The following is an 11,858-nucleotide window of genomic DNA, read 5'->3' as shown; positions in this document are numbered from 1 at the left end:
TGTTCGCTCGACTTGCATGTATTAGGCACGCCGCCAGCGTTCGTCCTGAGCCAGGATCAAACTCTCCATAAAAGAAATTTGATTAGCTCAAATTGTTTTGCTGGCATCATGTTTGATGTCCAAAATTGTGTTTCGTTCACTAGTAAAACTAGCTACTTAAAACTTTATTGATTACGTTTTGCTTGTTCAGTTTTCAAGGTTCATTTTGTTTACTGCCGTTTCAGCAGCAACTCTTATATAATATCATGCGCTGCACACCGTGTCAACAATAATTTTAAAATTATTTTTTCGTTTCAATCAGTTGTATTAGCGACTTATATAAATATACCATAATCTTTTTATATTGCAAGCCTTTTATAAAATAAATATTAAAGCTGTTATTCCTAAGACACCAGGAATACCTAAAACAGCAATTGTTAAGACCGAAAACAGATTGATTGGCACATTATATCCTATATAACCAATACCTAAATGGATTACGAATAATAGTAGAAAAGCAAATGCAAATCTAAACCAAAACACCGATAATCCTTCTAAGATTTTACCCATTTTAGCATGTCTTATTATTACATAAAGAAAAAGAAGCCCGACAGGAATACAAATACTCATAATTACTAACTCAGACATATAGTTGCCCCCTCAATTAAATAATTATGAAAGTTTATGTTTCCTGTTTTGCTTCTATGAATATTTTACAAAGAACTATTTTATTAATACCTTACGAATTCTGGCTTCCTTAAACAAATAGAAATGAATACTTTCGGCTGTTTTGCGTTGAGCAATTACACCTAGGTCATAATCATCCATTAATTCTTCTATTATCTTTGCCTGTTGTAAATCCTCTTTTGTTTCTTTAATCAGATTCACAAGCTTATCATCAAATTCCTTTTTTAATTTCCCTTTACTACGGAAGAACATACTAATCCCTCACTCATAACTCGCGTCGGCCTTCCATTGCCTTAGACAGCGTAACCTCATCTGCATATTCTAGATCTCCACCTACTGGCAATCCATGAGCAATACGAGTTGTACGAATGCCTGACGGTTTGACAAGGCGAGAAATATACATAGCGGTTGCCTCACCCTCGATTGTTGAATTTGTAGCTAAAATAAGTTCTTGGACACTTTCATCTTGCAAGCGCACTAGCAAAGAAGCAACATTAATATCTTCTGGACCAATACCATCCATTGGTGAAATTGCTCCTTGAAGTACATGGTACATACCGTTGTAGTCACGCATTTTTTCCATTGCAATCACATCTTTTGTATCTTGTACAACACAAATAATAGAATGATCTCGTTGCTTATCTGTACATATGTGACATGGATCTACATCTGTTATATTGCCACAAACAGAACAGTAGCTTAGGTTTCGTTTAGCATCAATCAGTGCTTTAGAGAAAGATAATACATCATCTTCCTTCATTGTTAACACAAAAAACGCCAGACGAGCCGCAGTTTTCGGCCCGATACCTGGCAATTTCATAAAACTATCGATCAATTTAGATATTGGTTCTGGGTAGTACATATGAATACCTCCTAGAACGGAAGGTTTAAGCCTTGCGTGAATTTACCCATAGTTGAGTTTGTTTTTTCTTCTACTTTTTTCAACGCTTCATTTGTTGCAATAACAATTAGGTCTTGTAGCATTTCGATATCTTCTGGGTCTACTACAGATTCATCTAGATTTACTGAAACTACTTCACGCTGACCAGAAACTGTTACTTTCACCATACCGCCGCCTGCAACACCTTCAAATTGCTCAGCATTTAGAGCTTCTTGAGCCTCCATCATTTCCTTTTGCATTTTTTGCATTTTTTTCATCATACCTTGCATATTTCCCATTCCACGCATAAATGTTTCCTCCTAAAAATTTAATCTTCAATAATTTCAACAAAATCTTTACCAAAGAGCTTTTCAGCCTCTGTCACAAGTGGATCTTGTGAAGCAAGAGGTTGGGCATCATCGATAAATGGTTCTTCTGGCATTTCTGCCGGTGGTGGCTCTAATAATTCTTCTCCATGCTCTGATTCAGTCTGTGATTTCTTTTGCTGCAGACCATGATCACGAATAAACTCTTCACGCATTTTTAACCATGATTCTTCTGGTATACATAGCATTTCGTACATTGTACCAGTTTGCCCTGCAATTAATTGTGTAAAGTGAGCCTTTAAAGACTGGTTGTCGGCAACCATCTGACAATGAATATCATACTTGAATTTTAACACAAAAGCACTTGAAGATGCCGCAACAGGTTCGGCTTCTGCCAAAAGAGCAGATTGTGATTTTTGCATTTGACTTAAGGCTTGTGCCCAAATGGACTTAATACGTTGCACATCTTGCTTTGTGGCATCTTTCAGCACTTCCTGAATACGACCTGTAGGTGCTTTATAACCATTCGGACTTTTAGCTCGAGGCCGTTGCTCTTTTTGTGCTGTCGACGTCGTTTGCATAGGTGTCCCCGTTTGCAGTTGTAAGGATAGTTGCTGAACCAGCTGTTCAAGAGCTACAATTTTTTGAGTGAGATCAGGGTTTTCTCCCATTTCATTTGTAGTCACCGTCTGATGGGCTATCCCTCCTGAAAACTGTACCATTTTAAGCAAAGCCGTCTCTAAATAAATTTTAGTATGGTGAGAGAAACGCATCTCTTGCTGTGTCTTTGCAAGTATATCAATATACCCATAAAGCATATTTGGTGCAAATTCGTGTGCTAAAGTGAATACACGTTCCTCAGGAGATACAAGCTCTAAAAGTTCAGCTAAATCATCACTTGTTTGAAGTAATAATAAATCGCGGAAAAATGTAATTAAATCTTCTGAGAGCCGCAAAGGGTCCTTACCGTCAGCTATTAGTTGCTCTAAAAGGGCAAGCATTTGCGCAACATCTTTTACTTTGAGTGCCTCTGCTAGATCATAAAAAATATCCTGACTAATAGAACCTGTCACTAATAACGTATCCTCAAGTTTTAATTTTTCGCCGCTAAAAGACACAACTTGGTCCAATAAGCTTAAAGCATCACGCATTCCCCCTGCGGCTGATTGTGCAATCACCTTTAAACCTTGTTCTTCATATGGTAAGTCAATATCTTCTAAAACAACCTTCATACGTTCAATAATATCATTAGTAGAAAGTCGTTTAAAATCAAAGCGCTGACAACGAGAAATGATCGTAGCAGGCAATTTATGAGGCTCTGTAGTTGCTAAAATAAACACAGCATGAGGAGGTGGTTCTTCCAACGTTTTTAAAAGAGCGTTAAAAGCGCTTGTAGAAAGCATATGCACTTCGTCTATGATGTACACCTTATATCTACTGCTTGCGGGAGCAAAACGAACCTTTTCTATGATATCCCTAATCTCTTCAACACGTGAATTTGAGGCTGCATCAAATTCAATAACATCTGGATGTGAACCATCTGTAATACTTATGCATGTAGCACATTCATTACACGGCTCTTTCGACGGTGCATGTTCACAATTCAAGGCCTTCGCAAAGATTTTAGCAGTACTTGTTTTCCCTGTACCACGGGGCCCAGAAAACAAGTAAGCGTGTGTTGTTTTATTTGCTAGGAGAGCATTTTGTAGCGTTCTTTTGACATGTGTTTGACCAGACATTTCTCGAAAAGATTGCGGTCGATACACACGGTAAAATGCTTGATACGTCACTGATTTCCTCTCTCCTTCTCCATTTAATTGAATACTTTTATTATAGCATTTGCTGCATTATATAGAAAATGAAGTTGCTAAATTTAAAATAAAAAAGCATCCGCCTATAATAGACGGATGCTTTGAATTGGCAATTTAATGCCGTGCACCTTTCCTTGACAGCCGCACATAAGCGTTACTCTTGTCGTTAGCTCAGATTAGGCAACCCCGCGGCACATGAATAAGACCACTTAATGCTGCTTCCTTCCGGACCTGACATGGTTCATGGGTATCCATTGCGCAGGACCCAATCGTCAACACTACGTGCAAAAGGCAGACCAAACAATACGGACAGCCTCGAAAAAGGAATTCAGTCTCGCTAGAGCGGATTGCGAGTTACAGGACACCGCTACCTTCCCACCTAGCACGGCAATAACTAGTATACTGACTGTTTGTATAAAATGCAACTTAATGCACAAATTATTTATTTCTAAGTGACGATTTAAACAATATATATTTTTTTAAAAATTATCTTGACGTTCGTTTCTAGTTATGATAAATTTATTTTTGTCGATAAGACAGTAAAGCAATATAACATGGAGGTATACCCAAGTCTGGCTGAAGGGATCGGTCTTGAAAACCGACAGGCGGGTAACACCGCGCGGGGGTTCGAATCCCTCTACCTCCTCCAGTTTTAAATTTCCGACTACGAATGTAGCCGTTTTTTTTTGCCTAAATTGTATGTATTACTTGTTAGATACCACTTCCGCCTCGGTTGTGGTATTTTTTATTATATCAATGATGGGAGGTTGTTGAATTGCAATCGAAATTACTTATGACACGTGCTTCCCTTACTTGGATTTTCATTATTGCTGTTATGACTGCAATAGGTAGTGAAATTAAAATTATGCCTTTTGCTAATACAACATTCCGTTTTGGTTTAGGAACAATTGTCTTCTTTTTATGCACATTAATTAAACCTACACCAATTATTTTAGCTGGTGTAGCTACCAGTATTGTGACAACTATTTTTCGGGTTATTAATTCGACATTACACGATGTTCCGATTGCCGAGAGTATATTTAACCATTTACCAGCCGGTTTATTTTATGTATTGTTTGCAGTATGCCTGCAAGTTTTAGATATTCAACAATACAGAGAAAAACCACTAAAACTTGGTTTACTCGTTGCTTTTAGTGAGGTCATCAGTAATTTAGCTGAACAAATTTTCCGCTTTTTTGTCCAAACATATACTTTTTTATTTCTCCATGATCTCTTGATCCTATTAGCAGTAGCATTATTACGAAGCTTTTTTGTAGTAGGGATTTATAGCTCTATTTTGGTAGCGGAACAAAAAAAACGGGTACAAGAAATGCTGAATATTGGATCTGACCTCTATGTGGAGACACTATATTTAAAAAAATCAATGAATCATATTGAAACAATTACAGGTAGTGGTTATGAATTATATCGTCAGTTAAAGACGCTAGGTTTTCGAGCCGAGAGTTTACAAGCACTTCATATTGCCCAGGAAATCCATGAAGTGAAAAAGGATTCTCAACGGATATATGCTGGGATTTCAAAGATTGTCGGTGAAAAGAGCTTTGGCCCTTTCGTATTATCTGAATTATTGCATTATATTGAAGAAGGTAATAGGAAGTATGCAGAATTACTCGGTAAGGAAATACAATTTAATACATGTATAGACTTCGATTTTCAAACGAAAGATCATATTGCATTGCTTGCTCTATTAAATAATTTATCAGCCAATGCTGTTGAGGCTATTGAAAAGCAAGGGATCATTTCTATTGCTATTGAGCGCCAAGAGGATAATACTGTAATAACAGTATGTGATAATGGACAAGGGATTTCACAAGCAGATATTTCTGTTATTTTTGAACCTGGATACACCACTAAATTCAATGTTGATGGTGTTGCAGCAACTGGCATTGGGCTTTCACATGTTGCTGAACTAGTAGAAAAATTAAAAGGCTCAATAACCGTTGAATCAAACAATCAATACACAACGTTTAAAATCATAATTCCTACGCAAACTATTCAAACGGGAGAGACTTAAATGAGGTATTTTATTGTAGATGATGATCGTGCAAGTCGTGTTATGTTAAAGCAAATTATTGAAGATAGCGGGTTAGGAACAGTTATTGGTGAGGCTCGAAATGGTGAAGATGCCATTCCACAAATTTTAATGACACAGCCAGAGTTTGTACTTATTGATTTACTGATGCCTAAGCTTGATGGTATCGCAACTGTGGAACAACTTATGCAAAATCGTTTCGAGGGACAATTTATTATGATTTCACAGGTAGTGAATAAGGACATGGTTGGCGAAGCATATGAGCAAGGAATTGATTTCTTCATTCATAAACCAATCAATCGTATTGAAGTTGAAAATGTTTTAAAAAAAACAACTGAACAATTTCGACTTAAAAATTCACTATTAGTGATACGTCAATCACTTACAAACATTGAGTTAAGTGAACAAAAGACTCATAAAGCTACATCACGAGACCATATTCAATCTATTTTGAATGATATGGGGATTGTCGGCGAAATTGGTAGTGAGGATATCATTGCCATTATAGAAACATTACTTGCCCACCAGCACAAGATTGCACCCCTTCCTCCATTAAAGGAGCTTTATGAAGAAATTGCAGCTGTGACCAAGGCTACGCCAGATGAAATTTTAAAAGAGAGTAAGGCCATCGAGCAGCGTGTGCGTCGTACAATATTAGCTGCCATGATTAATCTTGCTAATTTAGGGGTTGTTGATTACACAAACTCAGAATTCGAGTACTATGCTCCTCGTTATTTTGATTTTAAAGAAATTCGTCAGCTCATGACACAGATTGAAGATCACGATAATCGTAAAGCAAAGGTAAATATTAAGAAGTTTATTCAAGTGTTATATTCAGACATTTTAACAAAAGTAAATTAATTTTCTCGGATTTTGTCGGATTCCATAAGTCCTCCGTATTATTAAAGTAAGGCGTGTCCTAAAAATTTAATATTAGGGGAGGTACAAAGGATTTGAAAAAGAAATTTAAAGTCAGTTTAGCCGCTCAGATTTTAATCGGTTTGATTTTAGGGATCATTGTTGGTGGTATCTTTTACGGAAACCCCAAAATTGAGACATATCTACAACCATTAGGGGATATATTTTTACATCTTATTAAGATGATTGTTGTACCGATTATTATTTCGACATTAATCGTTGGTGTTGCTGGTACTGGAGATATGAAGCAACTTGGACGATTAGGCGGGAAATCAATAATTTACTTTGAGATTATTACTACAGTTGCAATCGTAGTTGGATTACTTTCTGCAAACATTTTCCAACCTGGTGCAGGTATTAACATGAATGAATTATCTCAAGGGGATATTTCGAAGTATGTATCAACAACTGAGGAAGTACAGCATGAAGGACCATTTGATATCATTGTAGGCATTGTCCCAACAAATATTATTCAGTCAATGGCTGAAGGTAATATGCTAGCAATTATCTTCTTCTCAGTTATTTTCGGTTTAGGGGTTGCTGCAGTAGGTGATCGAGGGAAACCAGTCTTAGACTTCTTCCAAGGGGTAGCAGATGCTATGTTCTGGGTAACAAACCTCGTAATGAAATTCGCTCCACTAGGGGTATTTGGTTTAATTGGTGTAACCGTTTCCAAATATGGGTTTGCTTCACTGGTTCCACTTGCCAAATTGGCAATTCTTGTTTATGCAACAATGCTATTCTTTATCTTTATCGTTCTTGGACTTGTGGCAAAATTCGCAGGAATCAGCATCTTCTATTTAATTAAAGTATTAAAAGATGAGCTAATTTTAGCCTTCTCAACAGCAAGTTCTGAAGCTGTATTACCACGTGTTATGATGAAAATGGAGAAATTAGGGGCGCCAAAGGATATTGTATCTTTTGTTATACCGACCGGTTACTCCTTTAACTTAGATGGGTCAACACTATATCAAGCCATTGCAGCATTATTTATTGCTCAAATGTACGGTATTCACCTAAGCATTGGTGAACAAATTACGTTAATGCTTGTATTAATGGTTACATCTAAAGGTATTGCAGGTGTTCCAGGGGTATCATTCGTAGTACTTCTAGCAACTTTAGGTACTGTAGGTATTCCACTTGAGGGACTAGCCTTCATTGCTGGTATTGACCGTATTCTTGATATGGGACGTACAGTTGTTAACGTAATTGGTAACTCATTAGCGTCATTAGTAATGGCTAAGTGGGAAGGCCGTTTCGATCGAGAAAAGATGAAAAATTACTTTAATGATAATGAAAATCTAGCGTAATTTAAAAAAATCCTCACGATGTTGGATGGCATCGTGAGGGTTTTTTTATTTTGCTAACACTTTATCTAAATAAGCGATAATTGATTCTTTTCCATTGGCATGTGCTTCTTGAGCGCGCTTTTCATCTTTTTCAAGCTTAGCCTCTGCTGCTACAACAATTTTTTCAGCATCTTGTTGTGGCACAACAATTACACCATCCACATCCCCAATAATATAATCACCAGGATGAACCGTAACTCCTCCAATGGCGATCGGTACATTTACTTGTCCACCGCCGTTTTTATTGCCTGCTGCTACAGTAGTGCCTAACGAAAATACAGGGAAATTTAATTCACGAATTGCTGCAATATCGCGGATTACGCCGTCCACAACAAAACCCTGTACACCTATCCCTTTTGCTAAGGAGATTACAAAATCTCCAGCAACAGCTCGGTTTGTATTTCCTTTTGCATCAATGACTAAAATATCCCCTTCATTTGCAGCCCTAATCGCTTCCAAAACTGCCCCATTTTCACCATCTGGTAAACGTACAGTTACAGCTCGCCCAGCAACTTTAAAATGGTCTGCTAACGGCTTAATATCACTTCGCACATTAGTATGTCCGCCTGTTGCATCTGAAATAGCTGTTGTTGGTAAATGCTGAAAGCTTACTTCCATTTTTGTCATACATAACACCCCTATTATGATTAATGACTTACACTAGTATTGTAAATAAAAAATATATCCTATTTCAATATATCTCGAAAATAGTAGTCATTAGTAGAATTAAATAATTTCAATAAATTGCTTTGATTGCTCGTCTAAGGCTTCAGCAGCAGACGCTATTTCACTAAAGTCTTTCGCTGTGACAGTAATTTGTTCATTTGTTTTATCTATTTTTTCTGCTATTTTTGTAATACTATCAGTCACCTGACCAATTTCTCGCTCAATGCCCTCCACATTATCCTTCACTTCTGAAATAGATTGTTCAACTCTTACAGAAAGCTTACGTACCTCTTTCGCTACTACGTCAAAACCTCTACCATATTCTCCAGCCCTAGCGGCTTCAATAGCTGCATTTAATGCCAATAAATTAGTTTGTGAGGCAATTTCTTGTATAGTCTTGACAATTCCCTTAATAGAATCTGCTTGTTTCTGAAGTTGCACAAGATTACTTACATTTTCATTTGATTCCTTTGAAACTACTTTAATGGTTTCTAGTAGATCTTGGCTATTTTGAATGCCCGCCTCTGAACGCTGGTAAAGCTTATTAGACATGCCCTTCAACTTGTCAGCAACACTAACAATCTCATGTTGCCGTTCAGTGATATTGGTAGCTATTTTGGATACACCTATTACTTTTCTTGCATTATTTGCGAAGACAGGCATATATGTTGCTTCCAGCCAAATTATATTACCTCTAGCATCAATTCTTTCTATTTTGTCCTGATAGCTGTTTCCTGCCGTTAGGTTGCGCCAAAATTTATCGTACTCCATACTATTAATGAAATCAGGCAAACAAAAGTCTTGATGATGTTTTCCTAGCATTTCCTGCACTGTATAGCCTAATGTTTGAGCAAATAGTTCATTGACATACGCTACTCTTCTATCCATATCGAAGCGGATAATGGCTATATTGCGTTCAATAGCCTGTACTACTAAATCATCGGTTACTTGAGCCTCTACACTATGCATAAAGAACACCCCATCCATTACTAATTTTTTCTTAAAATTTAACTATTTTACTTTTATATTACATTAATTATACCTCAGTGTAATTGCAGCGGATGTTAGTGTACCTGCTGCATCAAGATAAAAAACATGGAGAGTGTTCATCCATGTTTTTTTAATAAACGTAAAATCCCTTCAGAGGTAGCCGCTACACGTAAGAACTTCTTTTGCTCTGCACGTATAAAGCCTTCCTCTAGCATTGTTTTAAAATGCTGTAGAAGTGCATCATAGAAACCATGGACATTATATAAAATGACAGGTTTGGTATGAAGTCCAATCTGAGCCCAAGTAAATACCTCAAAATATTCATCTAAAGTGCCTGCGCCACCTGGCAGAGCAATAAAAGCATCTGCTAACTCGGCCATTTTAGCTTTACGAATATGCATAGAGTCTACGATATGAATTTCTGTTAATGAGGCATGGGCCAATTCACGCTTTTGTAAATGTGTTGGCATCACACCAATCACTTCTCCTCCAGCTGCTAAAACAGCATCGGCCACCTTCCCCATTAGGCCTGTTTTAGAACCACCATAGACAACCCCGTGACCATTTTTTGCCAGTGCTGTACCAAGTTCAGCCGCTTTCTCTGCATAAATAGGGCTTTTACCCAAACCGGATCCGCAATACACTGCGATTCTTATAATAATCCCTCCTATTCAAAAAACGTGAAACAATCGGCTATATATTGTCTCACGTTTTTTGGTCATTTATTTTACTTTTATTTTCGTAAATGGCTTGTTTGTTTTAGCATATGACTGATACGGCTTACAATTGATTCAATGGCATCAGGATTTTTTAATAAATCATAATCATTAATATCTAAACGTAGAACTGGACAAGAATTAAAATTGTTTATCCAATTTTCATAGCGTTCATGCATTTCTATCCAATAATCATTTGGTGTTTGTTGCTCCATTGTACGTCCACGCTCTTGAATACGTCCAATAACTGCATCAATAGGTCCTTCAAGATAAACAAGCAAATCTGGATGTGGAAAATAAGGTGTCATCACCATTGCATCAAACAAATTTGTATAAGTCTCATAATCTGTTGGGCTCATTGTTCCCTTATCATAATGCATCTTAGCAAAAATGCCAGTATCCTCATAAATAGAACGATCTTGTACAAATCCTCCACCATATTCAAAAATACGCTTCTGTTCTTTAAAACGCTCTGCTAAAAAGTAGACCTGTAAATGAAAGCTCCATTTTTCAAAGTCCTCATAAAATTTATCAAGGTATGGATTTGTGTCTACTTTCTCGAACGAGGTACGAAAGTTCAGTGCCTCTGCTAAAGCCTTTGTCATCGTCGATTTTCCTACCCCAACAGTACCAGCAATTGTAATAACCGTTTGTGGTGGAATATCGTACTTCTCTCTTAGATTCATTATTGCAAACTCCTTTGTTGTAACGTATCTTTAATTATTTTTAAAACATGATTTAAATCATTTGGATTTTTTACAAAATCAAGCTGATCTCCATTAAATCGAATAACTGGAATTTCGGGATGCATGCTTTCAAAATGCTCGATAAAAGAATGATAGTCGGCCACAAGCTGCTCCATGTAATCACGTGAAATCATCTTTTCAAACTCTCGCCCTCGCATGGCGATACGCTTCATTAATGTCTCAACGCTGGCATGTAAATAAACCACTACATTTGGAACAGGCATGTCTTTCGTTAAAATTCTATAGATCTCTTCATACTTCTCGTATTCTGTTGGTGCCAATGTACGCTTCGCAAATATTAAATTTTTAAAAATATGATAGTCTGCTACAACAGGTTTGGCATGTGCTAAACGAAATTTTTTAATATCAGTTAGTTGCTTATAGCGATTACAAAGGAAGAACATTTCCGTTTGGAAACTCCACTCCTCAATGTTTTCATAAAACTTATTTAAAAAAGGGTTTTCGTCTACAATTTCTTTTAATAGATGGTAATTAAATGTCGCTGCTATCTCTTTCGATAAAGAGGTTTTACCAACACCAATCGGACCTTCTACCGTAACAAATGGAACCGTCACCAGAAGCTCCTCCTTTTGTTCTATGGATTCGATCATTGTGTCCTACATAAAATGAATCAGTACCTTTCATTTTATCATAGTAGGAAAATGAAAAACAGAATCAACCTATTGTTCTAGTAAATTTACCTGTGGTATTCTTCTCCTGGTGACATAGAAAAAAGA

Annotated in this window: 13 protein-coding genes, 1 tRNA gene, 1 rRNA gene and 1 other RNA gene; 4 read left to right on the top strand and 12 right to left on the bottom strand. The window is 36.9% G+C overall.

The annotated features are described in order from the left end of the window. The 7 genes from JIN86_RS23165 to ffs all read right to left on the bottom strand — a co-directional run. A 16S ribosomal RNA gene (locus tag JIN86_RS23165) occupies positions 1–72 on the bottom strand; the annotation flags it as partial. 282 nt (positions 73–354) lie between these two features. Next, entirely contained in the window at positions 355–627 is a 273-nt protein-coding gene (locus tag JIN86_RS23160; protein ID WP_004233951.1) for a pro-sigmaK processing inhibitor BofA family protein, read from the bottom strand. A 75-nt stretch (positions 628–702) separates the two neighbouring features. Beyond that, positions 703–918 (bottom strand): YaaL family protein, encoded by a 216-nt coding sequence (locus JIN86_RS23155; protein ID WP_004233954.1) that lies wholly within the window; start codon positions 916–918, stop codon positions 703–705. A gap of 13 nt (positions 919–931) precedes the next feature. Continuing rightward, entirely contained in the window at positions 932–1,528 is a 597-nt protein-coding gene (recR, locus tag JIN86_RS23150; RefSeq protein WP_048391017.1) for a recombination mediator RecR, read from the bottom strand. 11 nt (positions 1,529–1,539) lie between these two features. Next, positions 1,540–1,854 carry a YbaB/EbfC family nucleoid-associated protein gene (locus JIN86_RS23145; protein WP_004233957.1) on the bottom strand — a complete coding sequence of 105 codons (315 nt, stop codon included), beginning with the start codon at positions 1,852–1,854 and terminating at the stop codon, positions 1,540–1,542. 20 nt (positions 1,855–1,874) lie between these two features. Beyond that, on the bottom strand, positions 1,875–3,662 hold the full coding sequence (dnaX, locus tag JIN86_RS23140; RefSeq protein WP_004233959.1) for a DNA polymerase III subunit gamma/tau: 1,788 nt from the start codon (positions 3,660–3,662) through the stop codon (positions 1,875–1,877). Positions 3,663–3,803: 141 nt separating this feature from the next. Continuing rightward, positions 3,804–4,071, bottom strand: an RNA gene (ffs, locus tag JIN86_RS23135) — signal recognition particle sRNA large type. 168 nt (positions 4,072–4,239) lie between these two features. Here ffs and JIN86_RS23130 point away from each other — a divergent pair. The 4 genes from JIN86_RS23130 to JIN86_RS23115 all read left to right on the top strand — a co-directional run bounded on the left by JIN86_RS23130 (position 4,240) and on the right by JIN86_RS23115 (position 7,964). Beyond that, positions 4,240–4,332 (top strand) — tRNA-Ser (locus tag JIN86_RS23130). A 126-nt stretch (positions 4,333–4,458) separates the two neighbouring features. Next, positions 4,459–5,718: a sensor histidine kinase gene (locus JIN86_RS23125; RefSeq protein WP_004233962.1), complete on the top strand. Its 1,260-nt coding sequence runs from the start codon at positions 4,459–4,461 to the stop codon at positions 5,716–5,718. Further along, on the top strand, positions 5,719–6,597 hold the full coding sequence (locus JIN86_RS23120) for a response regulator (RefSeq protein ID WP_004233963.1): 879 nt from the start codon (positions 5,719–5,721) through the stop codon (positions 6,595–6,597). It abuts the gene before it with no gap. Positions 6,598–6,689: 92 nt separating this feature from the next. Then, positions 6,690–7,964 carry a cation:dicarboxylate symporter family transporter gene (locus JIN86_RS23115; protein WP_004233964.1) on the top strand — a complete coding sequence of 425 codons (1,275 nt, stop codon included), beginning with the start codon at positions 6,690–6,692 and terminating at the stop codon, positions 7,962–7,964. A gap of 45 nt (positions 7,965–8,009) precedes the next feature. On the opposite strand, the gene JIN86_RS23110 is transcribed toward JIN86_RS23115, so the two are convergent. From JIN86_RS23110 to JIN86_RS23090, 5 genes are all read right to left on the bottom strand, one after another. Then, complete coding sequence (locus JIN86_RS23110) at positions 8,010–8,630, bottom strand: RraA family protein (RefSeq protein WP_004233965.1); 621 nt, start codon at positions 8,628–8,630, stop codon at positions 8,010–8,012. 99 nt (positions 8,631–8,729) lie between these two features. Next, complete coding sequence (locus JIN86_RS23895) at positions 8,730–9,638, bottom strand: methyl-accepting chemotaxis protein (protein ID WP_202342967.1); 909 nt, start codon at positions 9,636–9,638, stop codon at positions 8,730–8,732. A gap of 137 nt (positions 9,639–9,775) precedes the next feature. Continuing rightward, complete coding sequence (locus tag JIN86_RS23100) at positions 9,776–10,303, bottom strand: LOG family protein (protein WP_004233967.1); 528 nt, start codon at positions 10,301–10,303, stop codon at positions 9,776–9,778. An 89-nt stretch (positions 10,304–10,392) separates the two neighbouring features. Then, complete coding sequence (locus tag JIN86_RS23095; protein WP_004233968.1) at positions 10,393–11,061, bottom strand: deoxynucleoside kinase; 669 nt, start codon at positions 11,059–11,061, stop codon at positions 10,393–10,395. Further along, positions 11,061–11,696 carry a deoxynucleoside kinase gene (locus JIN86_RS23090; protein ID WP_004233969.1) on the bottom strand — a complete coding sequence of 212 codons (636 nt, stop codon included), beginning with the start codon at positions 11,694–11,696 and terminating at the stop codon, positions 11,061–11,063. The genes JIN86_RS23095 and JIN86_RS23090 overlap by 1 nt, the downstream gene beginning before the upstream one ends. Positions 11,697–11,858 lie beyond the last annotated feature (162 nt).

The sequence above is a fragment of the Lysinibacillus sp. HST-98 genome, assembly GCF_016757845.1.
GTDB classification, from domain to species: Bacteria; Bacillota; Bacilli; order Bacillales_A; family Planococcaceae; genus Lysinibacillus; species Lysinibacillus capsici.
Note: the sequence above shows the minus strand (reverse complement) of the source record. Positions and strands in the feature narration are given on the sequence as shown.